Source organism: bacterium, assembly GCA_031082185.1.
Classification (GTDB): domain Bacteria; phylum Sysuimicrobiota; class Sysuimicrobiia; order Sysuimicrobiales; family Humicultoraceae; genus VGFA01.
Genome location: JAVHLI010000021.1, coordinates 1 through 23156, shown reverse-complemented (window position 1 = coordinate 23156; position 23156 = coordinate 1). Strand labels below are relative to the sequence as shown.

Below are 23156 nucleotides of genomic sequence, written 5' to 3'. Positions count from 1 at the left end.
CCCTCCCGCACCGCGCGCGACGCGGCACACCCAGACCCCGCCCACGGAGATGTCTCCGATGTCAGCTAGGGCAGGGGCTGCGAGGCCGATGACTAGACTTCCAACCACCAGGATAGAGATCACGAGCCCTCGAGCGGCTTGCATGCATGCTCCCCCTTTCTTGGTGCATCACGGCGGGCACCTGGACACCGGTACCCGCCCGTCACGAGCTACTTCTTGAGCTTCGAGATCTTCGACCCCTCAAGTGTGAGGTTGTACATCAGGCCCTTCTGGCCCACAATGAATCCCACGATCGGCTGATTGAGCTTATCGGTGTCTAGAGAGGTACCGGCCCCCACATCAACCAGCACAACCGAACCATCCACGCCCACCTTCCAGCCATCGCTGGCCCGGAACTTCCTGAGAGGCGCATCCTGCAGGAACACCACGACGATGTCCTTCTTCTGGGCCCCGAGCTGCAACCCGATCGATGCCGCCGCGATGCTGTAGAACGCGACGGTCCTGCCGCCGATGCGCAGCGCACCCTCGCCGTACTCTCCGCCGACCCCGATACCGGCCTTGATGACCCCTGGAAACACGAGGACGCCCTTGGCGGTCTGGAGGAGCCCGCTGGCTCCCTTCACCTGCTTCGTGAACCGGTCGAGCGCCGCATTCACGCTGGCGTTGATCTCCTGCCCCGTTCTGGCCTGAGACACATCCGGCAGCATCAAGCTACCCAACAGAAAGAGACAGACCACCCAAACAATGCTCCTGCTGAATCTCTGTCCTCGCATCACTGTTTCCCTCCTTCACGATCGCTCTCTAGCTTCCGTTGGCCTCGGCGAGGCTGCCGGACGGAGCCCGCGCAGCCTCGCCTGTGCCCTGGTGCACCTATCCGCCCTAGTGGTTAGGGCGTGAAGGGCGTCCACTGGCCGGTCTGCAGGTGGTTCAGGTACCGGGTGTAGCCGGCCCGGGACATGAAGTTCATCTCTGCGCTGAAGGGGGTGAGGGTGGCCGTATTCGGAGACGGCTGAGCCGATGCGACACCCACGAACGCCGCCGAAAGCATCATAATGCTAAGGACGATGACCGCAGTCTTTTTCATGGTCTTTCCTCCTCTCCTCGAGATATTGAACTCCCGAAGGATCACGCGACCCTTCTGGAGTGACGGCAACACGGCATGGACGGGGCGTCTGTTCAAGATTGCTCACACGTGATCAAACAGAGGAATTAGTGGGTGCGCAACAGTGTGAGCGAGATGCGTGTGCGCGAAAGGCCGGAGAATGAGATCAGCGGGCCTCTCTTAAGTCAAGATTCGATCAGAGCAACTCCGAATCGGAGGGTCGTCGCAAGCTCGCACCGCAACAGGAGAGGCGGCGCAGTCGTGATAGCTTCTCTAGCCTGTTACCTGCGCCCCCGTATTTCCTCGGAACAAGAAAGTCAACACGAACCCAGCGATGAACCCTCCGATGTGCGCCATGTACGCTACCCCGCCCTTGTCTGCGGTGGCAGCAATGGAGCCGATGCCACTTGTAAACTGCAGCACGATCCAGAAGCCAATCACGACCAGCGCTGGCATCGGGACCACGTTCCTGCCCAGCAGCACTCTGACCTGCCCTCGCGGGAACAACAGGATGTAAGCACCCAGCACACCGGCAATCGCCCCTGAAGCTCCTAGATTCGGTACGTTGGATCCTGCGTTGAAGGCCATCTGCGCGAGGGTCGCCGCGATACCACACAGCAAGTAGAAGATCATGAACTTGACATGCCCGAAGCGGTCTTCCACATTGTCACCGAAGATCCACAAATAGAGCATGTTGCCCAAGAAGTGAGCCCACCCGGCGTGCATGAACATGGAAGTGAAGAGTGTCAGGACATCCCCTACCGGGTTGGCAAGGAAGCGGCGGGGGACGAATGCCCAACGCACGATGAACGGTTCACCGCCGCTCAGCTCGACCAGGAAGAAGAGCAGGTTCAGAGCCACCAGGGCATAGGTGACCACCGGAACAGTTCTGCGAGAGGTATTATCGTCGCCGATCGGGAGCATGATGCTCTCCTTTCTTGTTCAGTTTACTTGAGCTGTGGCATATGCTCGGCATGACGAGTCTAGTCTCGTCTACGCTTCGGATCGTCACCGCCGTGGGCTGCCCGTTCAAGAAACGAAACCGGGGATCCTTGTCACTAGAATCCCCGGGGCGCATTCCGTGCCTCGCTGGCCTAGCGCGGCTTCTGCGCAGGCTCATGCGAGTGCGCGGCCTGGAGCTCTCGTTCGATTTCCTCACGCGTTGTGCCATACTTCTCCTGGATCTTGCCGACCAGTATCTCGTAATTGCCTTTGGTCTGATCGAGATCGTCATCGGTCAACTTGCCCCATTTGACCTTTGCGAGGCCATGGAGCTGCTTCCACTTGCCCTCGAGGACGTCCTTGTTCATGCTGCACCCCTTCCCGGCGTTTTGGTCGCCACCCTTCTAGAATGACGGTGACACGGTATGGACAGGGCGTCTGTTCAAGATTGCTCACGCGGGCGCAAAGGCGGGAATAGCTGCAGGGAAGCGGCGTGCTGTCAGGGTTGACTACTCCAGACGTGTCACGCGTCCATCTGCCCGGGTAGCTCGCACTTGAATTGACCAAGTGCGACCGCTGCGGAGCGCAGACGGTCAACGCGCCACCGTCTGCCACTGTGGGTGAATAATCCCCTCCGCGCTAGAACCCAGCAGCGCTCATCTGCCGCCCAGGGTGTGGGCCCGGGCGGCGCGGGCACAGCGACGCCACGAGAGGTGTAGCCTATCGGAAGAAGATCAGCCAGACCAGGGCAATCAGGACCACGGTGCCCAGACTGATGTACATCGGCTTCCTCCTTTTTCAGTCCTTGACTTTGGTCCCGCAATTCCGCTGCTGGAACCGCTCGTCAGGACGCTATGCAGTTCGCACCACCAAAAGTAACATGACCAAAGAGGTGTCGTCTGCTCAAAATTGCTCACACTGGCCCCCACGCGCGAGTTGTTAGGGGACGCAGTGTTCCGCCCGGAAGGGCTGCTTCACGCTCAGGAGATCCGGGGACTTAGTCGTGCAGGACGACATTGCGAAGTTCGCTGTGAACTCGCAAGCCGCCGTTGTACTCTATGAGGCCCAACTTCTTGAACCTGTTCATAATGAAACTCACGCGTGCCCGCGTCGCGCCGATCATTTTCGCCAGAGTCTCTTGACGGATCCTGGGAACCACGCTCTCGGCGTCTCGATCCTTGCCGGCGTGAGCCAGCAGTAGAAGCGTCCGCGCCAGTCGTTGCTCGCTCGAACCGAAAAGCTGATCCACGAGACTCTCTTCAACGCGAACATTGTGGGAAAGCACGTAAGACATGAACAGCTCCAGGAGCGTAGGTTCGTCATGTAACAATCGGATCATTGTGCGCTTCTTAAGCCTCACGACGGAACCATCGGTCGTCGCCGTCGCGGTCGCCATACGACGGCGCTGACCCGCGAGGCAGCCTTCGCCAAAGAAGTCGCCCGGCCCCAACGTTGCGATGACCGCCTTTTTCCGCTGTTTGGACAGCACTGTGAGCGTGATCTTGCCCTTGCGAATGTAGAAGACGGCATCAGCAGAATCCCCTTGCGCGAAGAGAGCTTGCTGCTTTTGGAGCGCCATAATGCGCTGTCCATCCCCGCGGCTCTCGAGGAAGGCCTGAAGACCGAACCGCAAGGGCTTCCTGCTTCTCATATGATGGACCTCAATGTGGCTTTGATATGTGCCAGGGCCTGATCATACCCCACCGCTCCGGCCCCTTCGCCCAAGGCAGACCTCGCAACTCCCGTCGCGATCACCTCATCCAAGCGAGAAGTAACATGGCAGGGAGTAACCGTCTGCTCAAAATTGCTCACACCGGCTCAAGTACGGAAGTTGTTTCGGGAAAGCAGCGTGTAGTGTGGACAAGCGACTCGATACCCAGAGATACGCATCTCGGTGAAGCGGGAATCCTCCTCCTCCTTCGAATTGCAGGATTACGATGCGCGCTTCCTGCGCAGGTCCGGCGGCGGGAACCTTTTCCTCGCGGTCCCGTCTAAAGGTTGATAGGATGCAGGCGAGGAGACCTGAGTGACCCCTGATGAACGTGACCTGATCAACCGCTCCCGCGCCGGCGAGATCGAAGCGTTCGATCTGCTGGTTCGCCTCCACCAGGACCGGATCTACAATCTGGCCTACCGGATAACGGGGAACCGCGAGGATGCCTCCGATGCCGCGCAGGATGCCTTCGTGCGCGTCTACCAGGCCCTGCCGCGCTTCCGCGAGGACGCCGCGTTCTCGACCTGGCTCTACCGCATCGCGACGAACGCAGCGCTCGACCTCGTGCGCAGGCGGCCGGCATCTCCGCCGGTGGAACTGAGCGCCGACTACCGGGCGAGCGACGATCCAGAAGCCGCGGCGAACCGGCGGGAGGTCACCCGGCGCGTGCACGCAGCGCTGGGCTACCTGACGGTGGAGTATCGCACCGCCGTCGTGCTGCGCGACCTGCAGGGGTTGGCCTACGACGAGATAGCGCGCATCCTTCAAGTTCCGTTGGGCACGGTGCGGTCGCGCCTGGCCCGGGGCCGTGAGGCCATGCGCGCGCAGTTGACGGACCTTGTCAGCACCGAAGGGTGAGGGACCGATGACCCACGAGGAAGCACGCAACCGGCTCTCGGCGTTCTTGGACGGCGCGCTGCCGGACCATGAGGTTGTACAGGTGGAGGCGCACCTAGAAGGCTGCTCCTCCTGCCGCGAGGAACTGGCGCAACTGCGCACGACCGTTACCCTACTCCAGGAGGTGGAACCGATGCAGGCACCTGAGGGATTTGCCGCCGAGGTGCGGCGCCGGATCGAGCGGCTCGCCCAGACAACGCGGTACTCACCGTGGGCGCGCCTGCGCGCGGCACTGTCGTGGCGCAGCGGGTCCGGGCCTGTAGTCCGATGGTCCTGGCGGACCGCGGCCGCGGCCGCGGCTGTGGTCATGGTGGGGATCTTCGCGGTCAACCTGCTGCGAGATGCCGTGCCTTACGGCGTCATCGAGCGGGTCGAGATGCCGGCGCTCACGCTGGACGTCTCGAAGGTCGGCGAGGGCGCGCGCACCGCGGCGCAGGCGGTTCCTCCGGGTGCGGCGCCCGGTGAAGCGGCTTTCCTGCGCCGGGTGATCCGGACCGGTCAGATGGCGATCGAGGTCGAGCGGTACGACACGGCTGCCAGCCGCCTGTTCGCCATCGCGGAAGGCGCAGGCGGGTTCGTGGCCGACTCCTCGTTCTCGGAGGAAGACGGCGTGCCCCGCGGCACGTTCGTACTGCGCGTGCCGGCAGCCCGCTTCAGCGAGGTCGTGGCGCAGGTCGAGAAGCTGGGCACCGTGCAGCGCCGGCAGATCAGCGGCCAGGACGTAACCGAGGAGTTCATTGACCTGGAAGCCCGCGTGCGCAACCTGACGCGCCAGGAGGCACGGCTGCTGGCGTTTATGGACCGCGCCACCAAGATCCCCGACCTGCTGGCCATCGAGGGCGAGGTGGCAAGGGTACGCGGCGAGATCGAGCGGCTGACCGGCCGGCTGCGGTTCCTCTCGAACAAGGTGGACCTGGCCACGGTGCAGGCCGAGGTGAGCCAGAAGCCGAAGAAAGGCACGGGTGGGTTCTGGGATATCAATCGGACGCTGGAGCGCGTCAAGGCGGCATTCTTGAACACGGTCCGACAGATGCTGGGCGCCGTCGAATCGCTGGCGGCGCTTGGGGCCGCGCTGCTGCCGGTTGCCCTGCTCGTTGCGCTGGCGTGGTGGTTGCTGCGCCGCGGTTCTCGCCGGGCGGATAGGATTCCCTGAGGGTACTCGCGGTCGCCCTCACGGTTTAGGAGGAGGGTTGTAAGATCGCGTAGAACATCCGGCGCTGTACGGCCTCCTCGGTCACAAGGGGGATCCGCCCATGCAGCGTCCGGTGGTCTGGTCACTGCTTCCGCGCTGGGCGGCGGTCGTGCCGGATGAAGACCGCTCCTGACCGCGCATTCGCTTTCATTGCTCTCCTGCTGGCCCTCATCGGCCTTGCACCGGCCGCGTGGGCCCACGGCGACCTCCGGTGGACGACACTTACCCCCGCGGAAATCCAGCGCCTTACCGTCTCCCCGGCCGCCTTCGAGTACGCGCCCTTCCTACCGGAACGCCTGCGGGCCGCCCGCCTGGTGCAGCAGGCGGATGACCACCTCCGCTTCGACACTGACGGCGACGGGATTTGCGAGGGGCAGGCGGACCTGGTAGGCGTCGGGGCGGCGGCGCAGTGGCACGCTGTGGTCGGGCGCCGCAGCCAGGAAGCCGCAGGCCCCGCCGGAGGCCGCGAGCAGGTAGACACGCTGGAGATGGACTGGACGGGCCGGGGCAGGGCCTCGCTGGTTCTGACAGGTCACACGCCGCTGGATCGGGTCAAGACGCGGCTGTTCATCCTGCTGGTGGACGTGGACGACAACGGCGTGCCCGACCTCCGGGTGGAGATGGAACCGCCCCGGGCCTTCTACTGGGTTGTCGCCTACCAGTACGGGGACGCCGCCCTGCGTGCCGGCTTCGTGGAGGTCATTGACCATTGGCGCGGCCGCCTGGCCCACCAGATGGCCCGCACCTTCCACGAAGCCGAGTACTTCTTCCACCACGGCCCGGAGTTCGCCGCCGCATTCCCGACTTCTCAGCGATGCCCGTAGCCGCCTGCTATACTACGTGCTGTGATGCCTCCGCCCGGCAAGCTCGTACTCCTTGACAGCAACGGCCTTATCTACCGGGCCTTCTTCGCGCTGCCCTACCTGAAGACCCGGGACGGGCGGCCGACCAACGCGGTCTACGGCCTTACGGCCATGGTCTTGAAGGTCCTCGAAGAGGAACGCCCCGACTACATCGCCGCTGCATTCGACCGACCGGGTCCGACCTTCCGACACGAGCAGTACGCCGAGTACAAAGCCCACCGGGAGGCGATGCCCGACGACCTGCGGCCGCAGATCGGTCTGAGCAAGCAGGTACTCGAGGTGCTGCGGATCCCGGTCGTCGAAGCCGAGGGCTTCGAGGCCGAGGACGTTATTGCCACGATCGCACGGCGCGCCGAAGCCGAGGGTATGGAGGTGCTGGTCGTAAGCGGAGACCTCGACACCCTGCAGCTTGTGGACGACAGCACCCGTGTTATGGTCACCGGCCGGGGAGTCACCGAAGCGGTCGTCTACGATGAGCAGAGGGTGCGGGAGCGGTTCGGGTTCGATCCTCAACAGCTTCCGGACTACAAGAGCCTGCGGGGCGATCCCAGTGACAACATCCCGGGCGTGCCCGGCATAGGCGAGAAGACCGCGAGCGCGCTGATCCGGCAGTTCGGCAGCGTGGAGGCGCTGCTCGACCGGCTGGGCGAGGCGCCGCCCAGGATCCGCGCGGCCCTGGAGGCCGCAAGAGACCAGGTGGTGCTGAGCAAGCAACTGGCGACGATCGTAACCGACGCGCCCGTTGAGGTTGATCTGGAGGCGCTCCGCCGTAGCGAACCGGACGGCGACCGCCTGGAAGCCCTGTTTGTGGACCTTGAGTTTCGGGGATTCCTCCAGCGGCTGCGCCCCCGTGCTGCGGTCGAAGAGCCCGCGCTGGAGCCCGCCTCCTCTGCCCGCGCCGAAATGCAGGTCGCGACACCCGATGGGATCGCGGCGTGGGCGCGCGCCGCCGAAGAGATCGGCGTGGCGTTCCTGCGGGAGAGCGGTCACCCGCTGGCCGCCCGGCTCCGGGCGGTTGGTATGGCAGCCCCAGACCGCACGGCCTGGCTGCCGCTCGACGGAGGAATTCCCTCACCCATCCGTGCTGTGCTGGAAGATCCAGCGATCCGCAAGGTGAGCGCCGACCTGAAGGCCGACCTGCTCGCCCTCGGACAGGAGGGCATAACGCCGGCCGGATTCGACTTCGACGTTGGAATCGCGTCGTATCTGATCAACCCGGGCAGGCGCACGCACACGCTGGCCACGGCCGCGCGCGAGTATCTTGGAGAGGACCTGCCGGAGCCTGATCTCGACACCGTCTCCGACCTAGTTCTCGATCCCAGTGCAGGTGCTTCGGCCGCTGAGGCGGCTGCCGCCCTGCTGCGGCTGCGGCCCGTGCTTGAAGAGCGCATGCGCGATCGGGGCGTGGAGGGGCTGTTCAGCGACGTCGAAATCCCCCTGGCCGGGGTGCTGGCGGCAATGGAGAGGGATGGCGTTGCCACGGACCTCCCGTACCTGGCCGCGCTCGGCGAGGAGCTGTCTTCGCGGCTGAACGCGCTGACCGCCGAGATCTACGCCCAGGCGGGCACCGAGTTCAACCTTGGCTCCCCCAAGCAACTTGCGTTCGTGCTATTCGAGAAGTTGCAGTTGCCGCCGCTGAAACGGACCAAGACCGGTTACTCCACCGACGCCGAGGTGCTGGAGAGTCTGGCGCCACGGCACGAGGTTGTGGCCAAGATCGTGACGCACCGCGAGCTGAGCAAGCTGAAGTCCACATACGTGGACGTTCTGCCCCGCCTGGCCGACCCCAGGACCGGACGGGTGCACACCACGTTCAACCAGACGCTGGCCGCCACGGGCCGCGTGATCACCGAGCAGCCCAATCTGCAGAACCTGCCGATCCGCACCGAAGAGGGCCGCAGGATCCGCCGCGCGATCATCGCGCCGCCCGGGTCGCTGCTCCTCAGCGCAGACTACTCGCAGATTGATCTGCGGGTGCTGGCGCACATCACCCGCGATCCGGGTCTGGTGGATGCCTTTGCGCGGGGCGAAGACATCCACGCCGTCACGGCGGCCGAGGTTTTCGGTGTCGCGAGCGGCGCGGTGACCCCCGAGCTGCGGCGTCGCGCCAAGGCGATCGTGTTCGGCGTCGCCTACGGCATGAGCGAGCACGGCCTGGCCGGCCAGCTCGGCATCCCCCGCGAGGAGGCGCGCAGCTTCATTGGTCTCTACTACGCTCGGTTCCCCAAGGTGCGGGAGTACATGCTGCGCATTGTGGAGGAGGCGCGCCGGGACGGTTTCGTTACGACGGTGCTGAACCGCCGCCGCTACCTGCCCGACCTGCAGAGCCGCAACCGCGCGGTGCGCGAGGCCGCGGAGCGGGTGGCGATCAACACGCCGATCCAAGGATCCAGCGCCGACATCATCAAGCTGGCGATGCTGGGGATCGTCAGGCAGGTGTTGCCGGCGTTCCCCGGCGCGCGCATGACCCTGCAGATTCACGACGAGCTGCTGTTTGAGGTGCCCGAGGCCGTCTCGGTGCCGGTCGCGGAACAGGTCCGGGCCGTGATGGAGGCGGCGTTCCCGCTGTCGGTGCCGCTGGTTGCCGAGGCCAAGGCAGGCCCGAACTGGGCCGAGATGCAGCCGGTAACGTCGTGAGGATCATCGGGCTCACCGGCGGGATCGCCAGCGGCAAGAGCCTGGTGGCCGGGCTTCTCCGCGAGATGGGCGCGCACGTTATTGACGCGGATGCGATCGCCCGGGAGGTGGTCGCACCGGGCACCGATGCCCTCCGCGAGATCGCCGGGGCCTTTGGCCCGCGCGCGCTGGCCGCCGACGGCACCCTCGACCGCAAGGCGCTGGCGGCGCTGGTCTTCAGCGATCCGGATGCCCGCGCGCGGCTGAACACGATCACGCATCCGCACATCCGCCGTCGCATCGAGGAGGAGATTGAGGCCGTGCGATCTGCGCGTCCTGGGGCCACGATCGTGGTGGACATTCCACTGCTGCTGGATGTGGCGCCGGCCGAGGCCTTCGCGCTGGACGGCACGGTCGTTGTCAAGGTGGACGAGGCCACGCAGATCGCCCGCCTCGCGGCCCGCGACGGCATCACCGAGGAAGCCGCCCGGCAGCGACTGCGCTCGCAGCGGCCGCTTGGGGAAAAGGTTCCCCTGGCCACCTGGGTCGTGGACAACAACGGCTCCCCGGAGGCCACCCGCCGGCAGGTCGAGGCACTCTGGCAGGCCTGGCAGGCTCGGCACGCCCAGCACGCCTAGCACGCCTGGCGCGCGGGCTCGTGGCCCGAGCGAACCTCTAAGGCGCAACCTCCGTATTAAGGTTTAGACTCAGCTTCGGAGGAGACACAGTGGCCCTGCGCATGATGGCAATCGTGCTTGTCATGATGGTAGGGGCCGTGCTGCCGCGCCCGGTCGCCGCGCAGGCGGTTGGGGCACAGGCGGTCAGGGTTGTTGTGGACGGCCAGGTCGTCGCCTTCGACCGGCCGCCGGCTGTGATTGCCGGCCGGCTGTTGATTCCCCTGCGCGGGGTATTCGAGCGGTTGGGTGCTCAGGTCGAATGGCATCCGGACCCCGGCCGCGTGGTGGCGCGCCACGGCGCGACGGTCGTGGTGCTGCAGCTGGGGAACCGTTATGCCCTGGTGGATGGACGCCAGGTTATGCTCGATGTGCCGCCTGTGGTCCTCGGAGGCCGCACGCTTGTGCCCCTGCGATTCGTGGGCGAGGCGCTCGGGGCGGGCGTGAATTGGGATTCGGTGGGACGCGTCGTCTACGTGACATCGCAGCGTCCCGCCGCACTGCCTCCGGCCCCTGCGCCCCGGCCTGCGCCGGTCCCTCCCTGGGTGCCCGCGCCGCCTCCGGCAGGAACCCCGGAGCCGATCAGGCCGTTGCCGATCATACCTCCCACGCCGCAGCCGGCGCTGACCGTGGTGGACGGCACGGTGGCACAGGTGGACCTGCACACGGTGCCGGCACGCCTGTACGTAAGCGCAGACGGGCTCCTCTGGAGGTTCGCGGTGACCGCGGCCACCGGCGTCTTTCTCACCGAGGTGTCCACCGGCCGCGGCGGCGCGACATCGCTGGATCAGATACGGCGCGGTGACCTTGTTCGCGTGACCGCGGATCCGACAGGGCTGGCGGTGTCGGTGCGGGCATCCCACCGTGGACTCTCCGGCCGCCTGGAGGGCCTGGGGCAACGAGTGCTGGTGCTGACCGACGGGCAGACCCTCAGGGTCGCCGACGAAGCCACGTTCTTCCTGGACGGCCGCGAGACGGCCCGGGACCTGCTGCGCCAGGGGATGGAGGTATACCTCAGGATCAACCCGCAGACAGGTGATGTGTGGGAGATCCGCGCCCGCACGCCGACCCCGTCGCCATACATCCCTCCGGTCTACCCGGTTCCTCCTCCGCGCCTCCCACCGGTCTACCCATCCCCGCCGAGAATTGACGGGGTGTCCGTTAGCGACCGCGGTCCGCTGGGCGTGGGGGCCACGCTCATCGTGACCCTGCGGGGCACGCCCGGGGGGACCGCATGGTTTGACGTCGGCCGCCTGGAGCGCGGTGTGTCCATGGCTGAAGGTCCGTCGGGGATATACACCGGCCGCTACACGGTGCGGGCCGGCGAGGCCGCGCTGCAGGCGGCTGTTACCGCTCACCTTAGACTGGCAGGGAGCGAGACCTCGCGGGCCGGAAACCCGGTAGCGGTTGACGGCCTGCCCCCAGAGTTCACACGTCGCATACCCGAGCCCGGTGCCGTGGTGGCTGAGCGTCAGCCAATGATAATCTTGGGGCTGGCCGATCGCGGCCCGGCCGGCATAGACCAGGGCAGCCTGCGGCTGTGGGTAAACGGCCGCGAGGTACACCGCGTGGAGATCACCGAGACCAGCGCCCAGTACACGCCTGCCGAGCCGCTTCCCTTCGGCCGGAATCAGGTGCAGGCGCGGATTGCCGATTATGCCCGCAACGAGTCCACCACGAGCTGGACGTTCACCGTCGAGCTGACCAGGACGCCGCCCCCTCCGCCGCCCACGCCGCGGCCCACGCCCACGCTCACGCCTGGACCCGCACCCCCGCCGAGAATTGACGGGGTGTCCGTTAGCGACCGCGGTCCGCTGGGCGTGGGGGCCACGCTCGTCGTGACCCTGCGGGGCACACCCGGGGGGACCGCACGGTTTGACGTCGGCCGCCTCGAGCGCGATGTGTCCATGGCCGAAGGTCCGTCAGGGATCTACACCGGCCGCTACACGGTGCGGGCCGGCGAGGCCGCGCTGCAGGCGGCCGTTACCGCTTACCTTAGACTGGCAGGGAGCGAGACCTCGCGGGCCGGAGACCCTGTAACGGTTGACGGCCTGCCTCCAGAGTTCACAAGGCGCATACCCGAACCTGGTGCCGTGGTGGCTGAGCGTCAGCCGATGATAGTCCTGGGGCTGGCCGACCGTGGCCCGGCCGGCATAGACCAGGGCAGCCTGCGGCTGTGGGTGAACGGTCGCGAGGTACGCCGGGTGGCGATCACCGAGACCGGCGCCCAGTACACGCCTGCCGAGCCGCTTCCCATCGGGCAGAACCGGGTGCAGGCGCGGATTGCCGACTTTGCCCGCAACGAGTCCACCACGAGCTGGACGTTCGCAGTCGAGCTGCCCAGGACGCCGCCCCCTCCGCCGCCCACGCCGCGGCCCACACCCACGCTCACGCCTGGACCTACGCCGCGCCCCACGCACACGCTTACGCCTGGACCTACGCCGCCGGTGGTCTCTCCGCCGAGCCCTTCGCCGCCGGCCGTATCCGCGCCGCCGGTTATAGTCGCGCCACGGCCGGGAGAGGCCGTTGTTTCACCCCTGCTGGTCAGGGGGACCGCGGCCGGGGCCGAGCGGGTCCATGTTACCGTGGAGTACGGACGCGGCAGGGTGGACGGCCGCACGGAGGTGGTTGGGCCGATCAGCACAACCCCAACCAGCTCCGGCGCTTGGGAGGTTCTCATCCGGCTGACCCCACCGCCGCGGCCCGGCGACCGGGTGACCATCACCGCCGTGGCCGTAAGCTCCGCGGGCGTCAGGTCCGAGCCGGCCCGGCTGGTCATCGTCTGGCCGGAAGGCCGGCAGGTGGAAGGACCGGGCGGCTAGGCCGCTTCCCTCCGGCCGCAGCATCCGGCTGCAGCGTCACAGGGACCGTGGAACGAGTCCCGCCCCCCTTGGTATACTATTTGTATGCCCGCTTTCCAGATGGTCACCGACATGTCGCCCTGCGGCGACCAGCCACAGGCGATCGCTGCCCTCAGCGAGAGCCTTCGGGCCGGGCATCGGTATCAGACGCTGCTCGGCGTGACGGGGTCCGGCAAGACCTACAGCATGGGCCGCGTCATCGAGCAGATCAACCGGCCGGCGCTGGTACTGGCCCACAACAAGACGCTGGCCGCGCAGCTCTACGGTGAGTTCCGCGACTTCTTCCCCCACAACGCCGTGCGATACTTCGTCTCGTACTACGATTACTACCAGCCGGAAGCCTATGTCCCGCAGACCGATCTCTACGTCGCAAAGGACGCGTCCATCAACGAGGAGATAGATCGGCTGCGCCATGCCTCGACGAAGGCGCTGATGGAGCGGCGCGACGTGATCGTGGTCGCGTCGGTCTCGTGCATCTACGGCCTGGGCAGGCCCGAGGACTACAAGGAGGTCATGCTCCTTGTTCGGAAGGGCGAGCGTCGGTCGCGCGACGAGATCGTCCGCCGCTTGGTGGAGATCCAATACGAGCGCAACGACGTTGACTTCGCCCGCGGCAGGTTCAGGGTGCGGGGCGACGTCATTGAGGTCTTCCCCGCGTACGAGGACCGCGCCGTGCGGATTGATCTCTACGGCGACGAGGTCGAGCGGATCGTCGATCTGGACCCGCTGACCGGTGAGATCTTCGAGCACAAGGACGCGGTCGCGCTGTGGCCGGCCCGGCACTGGGTGACCACCGAGGAACGCCTGGAGCGCGCGCTGGCTTTGATCGAGACCGAGCTTGGGGAGCGGCTGGACTGGTTTCGCTCCAAGGGCAAGCTGCTGGAAGCCCAGCGCCTGGAGTTCCGGACACGCTACGACATGGAGCTGCTGCGGGAGGCGGGCACCTGCCCAGGGATCGAGAACTACTCGCGGCACCTCGACGGCCGCGCGCCGGGCGAGCGGCCGGGCTGCCTGATCGACTACTTCCCGCGCGACCTTCTGTTGTTCGCGGACGAGAGCCACGTGACCCTGCCCCAGGTGCGGGGGATGCTCGAGGGCGACCGCTCGCGCAAGAGGAACCTCGTGGAGTTCGGGTTCCGCCTGCCGTCGGCGTGCGACAACCGGCCTCTTGCCTGGGAGGAGTTCGACGCGCTCATCCCCCAGGCGGTGTTCGTCTCCGCCACGCCCGGGCCATACGAGATGGAAGTGAGCCAGCGCGTCGTGGAGCAGGTCGTCCGGCCCACCGGCCTGGTGGATCCCCGCGTCGAGGTGCGCCCGGCGCAGGGGCAGGTGGACGACCTGATCGGGGAGATCAAGACCCAGGTCGCGCGCGGCGATCGCACTCTGGCGACCACGCTGACGAAGCGCATGGCCGAGGACCTGAGCGCATACCTGGCGGAGTTGGGATTCAAGGTGCACTACCTGCACTCTGAGGTGGACACGCTCCAGCGCGTGCAGATCCTGAAGGATCTGCGGCTCGGCGCCTACGACGTTCTGGTCGGCATAAATCTATTGAGGGAAGGGCTCGACCTACCCGAGGTCTCGCTGGTGGCGATCCTCGACGCCGACCGGGAAGGCTTCCTGCGATCCGAGACCGCGCTGATACAGACCATGGGCCGGGCGGCGCGGCACATCGACGGGCGCGTGCTTCTATACGCCGACGATGTTACCGACTCAATGCGCCGGGCGATAGCCGAGACCAACCGCCGCCGCGAGGTCCAGGTTCGGTACAACGCCGAGCACGGGATCACCCCGGCGTCGGTGTCCAAGCCGATCCGCGACATGATTGACCTGCAGCAGGTAGCCGAGGAGATCGAGACCTACCGGCCATCGAGCGAACTCCTGACCGCGGAGGAGTTGATACGGCTGGCCGAGACGCAGCGGGCGAAGGTACCGTGGGACGTGGCCCGGCTGCTGATGCTCTCGCCTGCCGAGTTGGAGCAGACCGTGGAGGCGCTGGAGCGCGCGATGCGCCGCGCGGCGGCCGAACTTCAGTTCGAGAAGGCCGCGGCGCTGCGCGACCAGATCTCCGAACTGCGCAAGGGGCTTGGAGAGCCGTTTTTCGCCCCTGCCGGGCGCGGCGGGGCGCGGGGCCGGGGTCGCGGCGGGACGAGGCCGCCGGCCGCACGGAGGGCTGCACGCCGTCATGCCGATTGACCGGATCGTCGTTCGCGGAGCCCGCGAGCACAACCTAAAGAACGTCACCGTCGAGATCCCACGCGACCGGCTGGTGGTACTCACCGGCATCTCCGGCTCGGGGAAGTCGTCGCTCGCCTTCGACACGATCTACGCGGAGGGGCAGCGCAAGTACGTCGAGTCGCTTTCGGCCTACGCGCGGCAGTTCCTCGGCCTGATGGAGAAGCCCGACGTGGACGGGATTGAAGGCCTGTCGCCGGCGGTTTCGATAGACCAGAAGGGCGCCCCGCGCAACCCACGCTCGACCGTCGGCACCGTGACCGAAATCTACGACTACCTGCGGCTGCTGTACGCCCGCGTCGGGCAACCCCACTGCCCGCAGTGCGGTCGCTTGATCAGCCGGCAGACCCGCGAGCAGATCGTGGACCGGGTCCTGGCGCTGGACGAGGGCACACGGGTGCAGGTGCTGGGCCCGATCGTCCGGGGCCGCAAGGGCGAGTACCGTCAGCTCTTTGACGATCTCCGGCGGCAGGGGTTCGCGAGGGTTCGTGCCGACGGGTTGACCTACGACCTCTCCGAAGAGATACCGCTCGACAAGAACCGGAAGCACAGCATCGAGGTGGTAGTGGACCGGCTGGTCGTCCACCCCGACGTGCGCGCGCGGCTGGCGGACTCGGTCGAGACGGCGCTGAAACTCGGGCAGGGCATCGCGTACGTGGACGTGCAGCGCGACGGCTTGATGCTCTTCAGCCAGCAGTTCGCCTGCCCCGAGTGCGGGATTAGCCTGCCCGAGATCGAGCCGCGCGTCTTCTCGTTCAACAGCCCTTACGGCGCCTGTGCCACCTGCACCGGATTGGGCTACCGGCAGGAACTGGACGAGGTCCTCGTCCTCGACCGCGGCAAGAGCCTGCTCGACGGCGCCGTGGTGCCGTGGGCGGCGTCCACCAGTGACTACTACCAGGAGCTGCTCATCTCGCTGGCCGCGCACTTCAAGGTGGACATGAAGACGCCGGTGCGCCGCCTTCCCAAGGCGTTCGTGGAGGTGCTGCTGCACGGGTCGGACGAGCCGCTGCGCGTGCGCTACCACAACAAGTGGGGTGCGCTGCGCGCCTACGAGACGCGGTTCGAGGGCGTGCTCCGGCAACTCGAGCGCCGCTACAAGGAAACCGACTCCGAGTACGTGCGCGAGGAAATCGAGCGGTACATGACCAGTCTGCCGTGCCCCGCGTGCCGAGGGACCCGGCTGAAGCCCGAGTCATTGAGCGTGCGCGTGGGCGGACGCACCATCGCCGAGACCACGGCCCTCGACGTACGCGCGACGGCGGAGTTCTTCGCGGGGTTGTCCCTCTCGGAGCGCGAGCGTCTGATAGCCCACCAGATCTTGAAGGAGATCCGATCCCGCCTGGGCTTCCTGGTCAACGTTGGACTCGGCTACCTGACGCTGGATCGCACGGCCACCACTCTTTCCGGCGGCGAGGCCCAGCGCATCCGTCTGGCGACGCAGATCGGCAGCGGCCTGATGGGGGTGCTCTACGTCCTGGATGAGCCCAGCGTCGGACTGCACCAGCGCGACAACCGCCGGTTGCTGGACACCCTACAGGGCCTCCGCGACCTGGGGAATACGATCCTTGTTGTCGAGCACGATGAGGAGACAATCCGCACCGCCGACTGGGTGGTGGACATCGGTCCTGGCGCCGGCGCCGAGGGCGGGCGCGTCGTGGTGGCGGGTCCGCCGGCGGTCGTGGCCAAGCACCCCGACTCGGTGACGGGACAGTACCTTTCCGGTCGGCGGAGCATCGCGATCCCAAAGCGGCGGCGGGCCGGGGCCGGCCACGCCCTGGTGATCCGGGGGGCGCGCCAGCACAACCTCAAGGGCGTTGACGTCCGCGTTCCGCTGGGGATGTTCGTGGCGGTGACCGGCGTTTCGGGTTCGGGCAAGTCCACGCTGATAGACGAAATCCTGTACCGGGCGCTGAGCAGCCACCTGTACGGCACGCGCGTCCGGCCCGGAGCGCACGATCGCATCGAAGGGCTGGAGCACGTGGACAAGGTGATCGAGATAGACCAGTCACCGATCGGACGGACGCCGCGCAGCAACCCGGCAACCTACACCAAGACGTTCGACCTGATCCGCGACCTCTTCGCGCAGACGACCGAGGCCCGGGTCCGCGGCTACGGGCCGGGCCGGTTCTCGTTCAACGTGCGCGGCGGCAGGTGCGAGGGGTGTGAGGGCGACGGGATCGTCCGGATCGAGATGCACTTCCTTCCCGACGTGTACGTGCCGTGCGAGGTCTGCAAGGGGTCGCGCTACAACCGGGAGACCCTCGAGGTCACCTACCGGGGCAGGACGGTCAGCGGCGTGCTGGATCTCACGGTGAGCGAGGCCCTGGTCTTCTTCGAAGCGATCCCGCGCATTCGCCGCAAGCTGCAGACACTGGAGGACGTGGGCCTCGGCTACATCAAACTTGGCCAGCCGGCGACAACGCTGTCGGGAGGCGAGGCCCAGCGCGTGAAGCTGGCCACCGAGCTGTCCCGGCGCGATACCGGACAGACCCTCTACATTCTCGACGAGCCAACCGTCGGGCTGCACTTTGCCGACGTGGAGCGGATGCTGGGCGTGCTGCACAGGCTGGTGGACGTCGGAAACACCGTGGTGGTCATCGAGCACAACCTCGACGTCATCAAGACCGCCGACTGGATCATTGACCTGGGTCCTGAGGGCGGCGAGGGTGGCGGCGAGGTCGTCGCCGAGGGCCCGCCCGAGGCGGTCTCGCGCGTGGCCGCCTCGCACACCGGGCGGTTCATGCGACGCGTGCTCGGGAACAGGCCGGTGCCGGCGCGTTCCCGAGCCAGGCGGTAGGACCGACTATGCCCGCCGACGCGCTGCCTGCCGGCTCACTGCCGGCGACGGTGGGGCTCCTGCCCCGGCGTCCCGGTGTTTACCTGTTCAAGGACGCCTCCGGCCGCGTGCTGTACGTGGGGAAGGCCGCGTCGCTGCGCGCCCGTGTCCGCCAGTACACCCAGAAGCCCTCCGCCCAGTCCAATCCCCGGCTCCGCCTGCTGGTCCCCAAGATCGCCGCCGTGGACACGATCGTCACGGCCAATGAGGTCGAGGCCCTCATCCTCGAGACCAACCTCATCAAGCAGCACCAGCCGCCGTTCAACCTCCGCATGGCCGATGACAAGGCGTATCCGTACATCAAATTGACCGGAGAAACCTATCCCAGGATCATCATGACCCGCAGGGTGACACGCGACCGCGGCCGGTACTTCGGTCCGTATCCCTACCACGAGCCCAAGCTGATAGGCCGGACGATCCGTTCGCTCCGCCGGCTTTTCCAGTTGCGGACCTGTCCGATCGAGATCAACCGCTCCCTTCCCCGGCCGTGCCTCGATCACGCCATGGGGCTGTGCAGCGCGCCCTGCGTCGCCTGGGGCGCGTCGCCTGAGGCATACCAGGAGCAGATCCGGCAGGCCGCCCTCTTCCTGGAGGGGCGGCGGGAAGACCTCCTGGAGGATCTGCGCGCGCAGATGGCGGATGCCGCCGCGGCGATGGAGTACGAGCGGGCGGCCCAGCTGCGCGATCAGATCCAGGCGATGGAGGCGATCGGCGAGCGGCAGCGCATCACCACGCCGGGGATCGAGGACCGCGACATCGCCGCCGTGGTCCAGTCCGGCGACCTGGCCTGCGTTGAGATCATCACGATCCGTGCCGGCCGGATCCAGGACCAAGAACACGTGCTGCTCTCCGGCACGCGGGGCATGGAGCCCGGGGAGATCCTGGCGCAGGTCTTGGCGCGACGGTACAGCGACCTGCAGGTGCTGCCCAGGGAACTGCTCGTGGACGTTGAGCCCGAAGGTCGCGCCGCGCTTGAAGCGTGGCTTAGTGCCCGGCGGGGCAGTCGCGTGGAGGTAGAGGTGCCCCGGAGGGGCGATCGCCGCCGGTTGGTGGAGCTGGCCCGTGAGAACGCCGCGCTCTGCCTGCAGCAGGCGCGCGCCCGCGAGGTGGGGCCGTCCGGCGTTGGCGCATCCGAGCTGGGGGAGGTGCTCAGGTTGGAGGCCGCGCCGTTCCGCATCGAGGGGTACGACATCAGCCACTTCCAGGGCGGCGAGGCGATCGGCGCGCTCGTGGTGTTCGAGGGGGGCCGGCCGCGCAAGGTGGACTACCGGCAGTTTCGGATGCGCGCCTCGGGCGAAGGCGATGACTACGCGATGCTGCAGGAGGTGATCCGGCGCCGCTTCGCCCGGGCTCGGGCCGAGCAGGAGCAGCTCGACTGCGGCGAGCCGGTGCGCCCGCGGTGGTCGGTTCTGCCCGACCTGATCCTGGTGGACGGCGGAAGGGGACAGCTCAACGCCGCGCTCGAGGTGCTCTTCGAGCACAACGTGGCGGTGCCGGTGGTGGGGCTGGCCAAGGAACGGGAGGAGATGTACCTGACCGGCCGGCCCGAGCCGCTGCGTCTCCCCGCGGAGTCGCAGGCGCTGAACCTGGTCCGACACCTGCGCGACGAGGCCCACCGGTTCGCCAACGCGGCCGGGCGGCGGCTCCGGGAGCGGCGGATCGTGTTCTCGGTTCTGGACGAGATCCCGGGGATCGGTGAGCGGCGCAAGCGCGACCTGATCCGCCGGTTCGGGTCCGTGCGCGGCGTGCGGGCCGCCTCGGTGGAGGCACTGTCCGAGGTACTGGGTGCTAAGCTGGCCGCGCGCGCGGCGGTCCACCTGGCCGGGACCGCGCCTGGGACCCTTGACATCGCCGCGGTAGACAGTACCATATAGCCATAGTTTGCGCTATGTGGAGGTGCAGGATGAGGCTCGTGTCCACGGCAGAACTGAAGAACCGCACAAACGAGATGCTGCGCACGGCGCAGGCAGGGGAGCCGGTGATCATCACGCGCCACGGCCGGCCCGTGGCCTCGCTGATGGGCCTGATCGGAGGCGATCTGGCAGGCCTCGTCTGCCGGGCGACCGCCAAGCGCGCGCCGTCAGGCGGATACGCCTATGCCGCGTACGTGCTGCCCTTCGGAACGTTCTATGTGGCGTTTGGATCCCTTGGCCCTGCTTTTGCCAGGATCGCCGGCTCGCCCGAGGCGTTCGAGATTGACGCCGCCCGCTACCTCGGCACGTCGGTGCGGCGCGCTGCCCGGCCCCGATGGCTGACAGAGGCGGTCAGGGGCGCGGTGCGGCTACGCAGGGCGTTCGGCGGACCGGTGGATCTCTCCCGCGCCGGACCGTTCGAGCAGGAGGTTCTGGCGGCTCTGCGCCGGATTCCCGCCGGAGAGGTCCGGACCTACGGCGAGATCGCGCGCGCCGTGGGGCAGCCCGGTGCGGCGCGGGCCGTGGGCACCGCCTGTGCCCGCAACCCCGTGCCGTTGCTCATCCCATGCCACCGCGTGGTGCGCAGCGACGGAGGCCTGGGAGGGTACTCGCTGACCGGAGGTGTCGTTCTCAAGCGGCGCCTGCTGGATGCCGAAGGCGCGCTCCCGAGACCGCCGCGCCCGCAGGGGGCCGGCCGCGCGCGGTGAGGATCCAGGGATGCCCTTGATGCCCGCGGTAGTGATGGAACGGGTGACGCGCCGCTTCCCCTCCCGAGGCGGGGAGCCCGGGCGCGACATCGTGGCGCTGGACGGCATCAATCTCACGGTGGCCGCCGGAGGCATCTTCGGACTGCTCGGCCCCAACGGCGCAGGGAAGACCACGCTGCTGCGCCTGGTAAGCACCCTGCTCCTGCCCTCCCGCGGCCGCATCGCGGTAATGGGACGCGATATCAGGCGTGATCCCGAGGCGGTGCGCCGCCGGATCGGCGCCGTGTTGGGAGGCGAGCGGTCGGTCTACTGGCGCCTGAGCGGGCGCGAGAACCTGCTCTACGCCGGAGCGCTGCACGACCTGCCGTTTCGGGTCGCAGCAGGCCGCGCGGACGAACTGCTCCGCATGGTGGGGTTGACCGAGCGCGCTGACGACCTGGTGGAGCGGTACAGCAGCGGCATGCGCCAGCGCCTGGCGCTTGCGCGCGCGCTGGTGCACGACCCCGCGCTGCTGATTCTGGATGAACCGACCGCGGGCCTGGACCCCCAAGCCGCCGCAGAGGTCCGCACGCTTCTGGCGGCGCTGGCCCGTGACGGCGGGTGCACGGTTTTGATCGCGACCCACAACTTGGACGAAGCCGATCGCCTCTGCGGAACCGTTGCCATCCTGGACCGGGGATGCCTGGTTGCGCTCGACCGGCCCGACGCGCTCAAGGCCCGCCTTCCGGCGGACGAGCGGACCGGCGGTGGCGCGACAACACTCGAGGCCGTCTTCCTGGCGCTGACCGGGCGCTCCCTATCGGCCGCCGACCAGCCCGCGTGGCCGCAATGACGGTACGGCCGCATCTTCCCAGATCCCTGCCGAGGACGCGTCCGGCTCTGGAAGCGGCCCTGGGCCTCATGCTGGTAACTGCGGTGTGCCTGGCGATTGCCACCGGCCCCGCACGCATCCCGCTGCGGACCGTCGTAGCCGTGCTGCTCGAGCGACTGGGCGTGCCGCTCGCATCCACCTGGACGGATGCCACCGCCTCCATTGTGCTGGATCTGCGGCTTCCCCGCGCGCTGCTGGCGGTGACCGTCGGCGCCGCGCTGGCAGGAGCCGGTACGGTTTTCCAGGGGCTCCTGCGCAATCCGCTGGCGGACCCCTACATCATCGGCGTTTCGGCCGGGGCGGCCTTCGGCGCTACGCTGGCGCTCACGACGGGCCTGGCCGGGAGTGTTCTCGGCATCGCAGCCACGCCGCTGCTGGCGTTCGCCGGCGCGGTGGGCGCGACAACGCTGGTGTACTCGCTGGCGCGGCGCGGAGGTGACGCGCCGGTAGAAGAGCTGCTGCTGGCAGGCATAGCGGTGAGCGCGTTCCTGGCGGCGGTCATTTCGTGGCTCCAACTGGCCGGCGGCGAAAGCCTGCAGCGCGTCGTGTTCTGGCTGATGGGCGGGTTCTCGGGCCGCGGTTGGCCGCACCTGGCGATGGCGGCTCCCCCGGTCGCCGTGGGGCTGGGGATCGCCTGGCTGTACGGGCGAGATCTCAACGCCCTGCTGCTGGGCGACGAGGCGGCCCGCGCCATGGGCGTGGACGTTCCCCGAACCAGGCGGCTGCTCGTCGCCGCCGGGGCGATGATGGCCGCTTCCGCGGTGGCTGCCGCCGGACTTATCGGATTCGTGGGCCTGGTCGTGCCTCACCTGATGCGCCTGATGGTGGGTCCCGACCACCGGCGGCTGGTACCCGCCTCCGCTCTGGGAGGCGCGGTGCTCCTCGTCCTGGCGGACGTGGCCGCCCGCTCCGCGGTGACGGCAACGGAGTTGCCGGTCGGCATCCTGACCGCGGCGATGGGCGCGCCGTTCTTCCTGCTCGTACTGCTGCGCGAGCGCCGCCGGTTCTGGACTTAGCTGCCGGGCGTGGCTATAATCGGGGTGCGTTGGACGGCGAGCGGGAGTAGCTCAGGGGTAGAGCGTCTCCTTGCCAAGGAGAAGGTCGTGGGTTCAAATCCCATCTCCCGCTCCAGGAGAGATCGGTTTGTTTCTGCCATCTGAGGCGGCGTAGCCAAGAGGCAAGGCAGGGGTCTGCAAAACCCCCATACGCCGGTTCGAATCCGGCCGCCGCCTCCACTTCAACGTGCTCCCAGGATCCAACGCCTTCGGGATCGGGCCTTCTCGGATTGGGCGGGTGGCGGAACGGTAGACGCAGAGGACTTAAACTCCTCCGGGCTGAGCGCCCATGGGGGTTCAACTCCCTCCCCGCCCACCAGTTCAGCACGCGCTAGGATTCAGCCGCCGTGCGCCTTCCGGGTTCGGCGGGCGCTATCCCGGGGGACGGAAGAAGAGGAAGAAGAGGATCAAGCCGGTCAGTAGCCAGAAGATCGGATCCATCGGAAGCCCTCCAAGATTAGGATTCGACGGCCGGATGGTGTGTCCTGCGCGCGTTGACGGTCGTTTTGCCTTTGCTATAATACGCGAGGACGAGCCCACGTAGCTCAGGCGGCAGAGCGTGTCCTTGGTAAGGACAAGGTCACCGGTTCGAATCCGGTCGTGGGCTCCATCAGCAACCGGTCGCCTGACTGGCGGCCGGGCACTTGAGAGGAGCCACCGACGATGGCCAAGCAG

17 protein-coding genes and 4 tRNA genes are annotated in these 23156 nt (G+C 67.4%); 16 read left to right on the top strand and 5 right to left on the bottom strand.

All coding sequences use genetic code 11. The features are described 5' to 3' along the window. Positions 1 to 209: 209 nt before the first annotated feature. The 5 genes from RDU83_13355 to RDU83_13335 all read right to left on the bottom strand — a co-directional run bounded on the left by RDU83_13355 (position 210) and on the right by RDU83_13335 (position 3695). Complete coding sequence (locus tag RDU83_13355; GenBank protein ID MDQ7841986.1) at positions 210 to 773, bottom strand: YSC84-related protein; 564 nt, start codon at positions 771 to 773, stop codon at positions 210 to 212. Positions 774 to 886: 113 nt separating this feature from the next. Continuing rightward, complete coding sequence (locus RDU83_13350; protein MDQ7841985.1) at positions 887 to 1084, bottom strand: hypothetical protein; 198 nt, start codon at positions 1082 to 1084, stop codon at positions 887 to 889. A 291-nt stretch (positions 1085 to 1375) separates the two neighbouring features. Further along, positions 1376 to 2026, bottom strand: coding sequence for a rhomboid family intramembrane serine protease (locus tag RDU83_13345; GenBank protein ID MDQ7841984.1), 651 nt, complete (start codon positions 2024 to 2026; stop codon positions 1376 to 1378). A 170-nt stretch (positions 2027 to 2196) separates the two neighbouring features. After that, positions 2197 to 2412, bottom strand: coding sequence for a CsbD family protein (locus tag RDU83_13340; GenBank protein ID MDQ7841983.1), 216 nt, complete (start codon positions 2410 to 2412; stop codon positions 2197 to 2199). Positions 2413 to 3041: 629 nt separating this feature from the next. Further along, positions 3042 to 3695 (bottom strand): Crp/Fnr family transcriptional regulator, encoded by a 654-nt coding sequence (locus RDU83_13335; GenBank protein MDQ7841982.1) that lies wholly within the window; start codon positions 3693 to 3695, stop codon positions 3042 to 3044. Positions 3696 to 4070: 375 nt separating this feature from the next. On the opposite strand from RDU83_13335, the gene RDU83_13330 reads away from it, so the two are divergent. The 16 genes from RDU83_13330 (at position 4071) to RDU83_13255 (ending at position 23091) form a co-directional block, all read left to right on the top strand. Then, positions 4071 to 4616: a sigma-70 family RNA polymerase sigma factor gene (locus tag RDU83_13330; GenBank protein MDQ7841981.1), complete on the top strand. Its 546-nt coding sequence runs from the start codon at positions 4071 to 4073 to the stop codon at positions 4614 to 4616. 7 nt (positions 4617 to 4623) lie between these two features. Then, the gene (locus RDU83_13325) at positions 4624 to 5808 is read left to right on the top strand and encodes a DUF4349 domain-containing protein (GenBank protein ID MDQ7841980.1); all 1185 of its coding nucleotides are present in this window, start codon (positions 4624 to 4626) and stop codon (positions 5806 to 5808) included. A 155-nt stretch (positions 5809 to 5963) separates the two neighbouring features. Then, on the top strand, positions 5964 to 6671 hold the full coding sequence (locus RDU83_13320; GenBank protein ID MDQ7841979.1) for a hypothetical protein: 708 nt from the start codon (positions 5964 to 5966) through the stop codon (positions 6669 to 6671). Positions 6672 to 6695: 24 nt separating this feature from the next. Further along, the gene (gene polA, locus RDU83_13315) at positions 6696 to 9347 is read left to right on the top strand and encodes a DNA polymerase I (GenBank protein ID MDQ7841978.1); all 2652 of its coding nucleotides are present in this window, start codon (positions 6696 to 6698) and stop codon (positions 9345 to 9347) included. Then, positions 9344 to 9964 carry a dephospho-CoA kinase gene (gene coaE / locus RDU83_13310; protein MDQ7841977.1) on the top strand — a complete coding sequence of 207 codons (621 nt, stop codon included), beginning with the start codon at positions 9344 to 9346 and terminating at the stop codon, positions 9962 to 9964. Before polA ends, coaE begins: the two co-directional genes overlap by 4 nt. Before the next feature lie 89 nt (positions 9965 to 10053). Beyond that, positions 10054 to 12822, top strand: coding sequence for a copper amine oxidase N-terminal domain-containing protein (locus RDU83_13305; GenBank protein ID MDQ7841976.1), 2769 nt, complete (start codon positions 10054 to 10056; stop codon positions 12820 to 12822). Positions 12823 to 12906: 84 nt separating this feature from the next. After that, the gene (uvrB, locus tag RDU83_13300; GenBank protein ID MDQ7841975.1) at positions 12907 to 15057 is read left to right on the top strand and encodes an excinuclease ABC subunit UvrB; all 2151 of its coding nucleotides are present in this window, start codon (positions 12907 to 12909) and stop codon (positions 15055 to 15057) included. After that, the gene (uvrA, locus tag RDU83_13295) at positions 15047 to 17896 is read left to right on the top strand and encodes an excinuclease ABC subunit UvrA (GenBank protein MDQ7841974.1); all 2850 of its coding nucleotides are present in this window, start codon (positions 15047 to 15049) and stop codon (positions 17894 to 17896) included. Before uvrB ends, uvrA begins: the two co-directional genes overlap by 11 nt. Positions 17897 to 17904: 8 nt before the next feature. Then, on the top strand, positions 17905 to 19809 hold the full coding sequence (uvrC, locus tag RDU83_13290) for an excinuclease ABC subunit UvrC (GenBank protein MDQ7841973.1): 1905 nt from the start codon (positions 17905 to 17907) through the stop codon (positions 19807 to 19809). Between the two features lie 29 nt (positions 19810 to 19838). Next, on the top strand, positions 19839 to 20555 hold the full coding sequence (locus RDU83_13285; GenBank protein MDQ7841972.1) for a type II toxin-antitoxin system prevent-host-death family antitoxin: 717 nt from the start codon (positions 19839 to 19841) through the stop codon (positions 20553 to 20555). A gap of 19 nt (positions 20556 to 20574) precedes the next feature. Continuing rightward, on the top strand, positions 20575 to 21387 hold the full coding sequence (locus tag RDU83_13280) for an ABC transporter ATP-binding protein (GenBank protein ID MDQ7841971.1): 813 nt from the start codon (positions 20575 to 20577) through the stop codon (positions 21385 to 21387). Continuing rightward, complete coding sequence (locus RDU83_13275; GenBank protein ID MDQ7841970.1) at positions 21384 to 22442, top strand: iron chelate uptake ABC transporter family permease subunit; 1059 nt, start codon at positions 21384 to 21386, stop codon at positions 22440 to 22442. The genes RDU83_13280 and RDU83_13275 overlap by 4 nt, the downstream gene beginning before the upstream one ends. 40 nt (positions 22443 to 22482) lie before the next feature. Beyond that, a tRNA-Gly gene (locus tag RDU83_13270) sits at positions 22483 to 22557 on the top strand. A 29-nt stretch (positions 22558 to 22586) separates the two neighbouring features. Further along, positions 22587 to 22661 (top strand) — tRNA-Cys (locus RDU83_13265). A gap of 52 nt (positions 22662 to 22713) precedes the next feature. Then, positions 22714 to 22800: transfer RNA gene (locus RDU83_13260), tRNA-Leu, on the top strand. Positions 22801 to 23015: 215 nt separating this feature from the next. Beyond that, positions 23016 to 23091, top strand: a tRNA-Thr gene (locus tag RDU83_13255). The last annotated feature ends 65 nt before the right edge of the window (positions 23092 to 23156 follow it).

What these genes read in the sequence shown, in the direction of transcription:
- RDU83_13345 (MDQ7841984.1), bottom strand. Translation starts at nt 2,026, where the DNA reads ATGCTCCCGATCGGCGACGATAATACCTCTCGCAGAACTGTTCCGGTG.
- RDU83_13285 (MDQ7841972.1), top strand. Translation starts at nt 19,839, where the DNA reads ATGAGGCTCGTGTCCACGGCAGAACTGAAGAACCGCACAAACGAGATG.
- RDU83_13340 (MDQ7841983.1), bottom strand. Translation starts at nt 2,412, where the DNA reads ATGAACAAGGACGTCCTCGAGGGCAAGTGGAAGCAGCTCCATGGCCTC.
- uvrB (MDQ7841975.1), top strand. Translation starts at nt 12,907, where the DNA reads ATGCCCGCTTTCCAGATGGTCACCGACATGTCGCCCTGCGGCGACCAG.
- uvrA (MDQ7841974.1), top strand. Translation starts at nt 15,047, where the DNA reads ATGCCGATTGACCGGATCGTCGTTCGCGGAGCCCGCGAGCACAACCTA.
- RDU83_13355 (MDQ7841986.1), bottom strand. Translation starts at nt 773, where the DNA reads ATGCGAGGACAGAGATTCAGCAGGAGCATTGTTTGGGTGGTCTGTCTC.
- polA (MDQ7841978.1), top strand. Translation starts at nt 6,696, where the DNA reads ATGCCTCCGCCCGGCAAGCTCGTACTCCTTGACAGCAACGGCCTTATC.
- RDU83_13350 (MDQ7841985.1), bottom strand. Translation starts at nt 1,084, where the DNA reads ATGAAAAAGACTGCGGTCATCGTCCTTAGCATTATGATGCTTTCGGCG.
- RDU83_13335 (MDQ7841982.1), bottom strand. Translation starts at nt 3,695, where the DNA reads ATGAGAAGCAGGAAGCCCTTGCGGTTCGGTCTTCAGGCCTTCCTCGAG.
- RDU83_13320 (MDQ7841979.1), top strand. Translation starts at nt 5,964, where the DNA reads ATGAAGACCGCTCCTGACCGCGCATTCGCTTTCATTGCTCTCCTGCTG.
- RDU83_13325 (MDQ7841980.1), top strand. Translation starts at nt 4,624, where the DNA reads ATGACCCACGAGGAAGCACGCAACCGGCTCTCGGCGTTCTTGGACGGC.
- RDU83_13280 (MDQ7841971.1), top strand. Translation starts at nt 20,575, where the DNA reads ATGCCCGCGGTAGTGATGGAACGGGTGACGCGCCGCTTCCCCTCCCGA.
- uvrC (MDQ7841973.1), top strand. Translation starts at nt 17,905, where the DNA reads ATGCCCGCCGACGCGCTGCCTGCCGGCTCACTGCCGGCGACGGTGGGG.
- RDU83_13275 (MDQ7841970.1), top strand. Translation starts at nt 21,384, where the DNA reads ATGACGGTACGGCCGCATCTTCCCAGATCCCTGCCGAGGACGCGTCCG.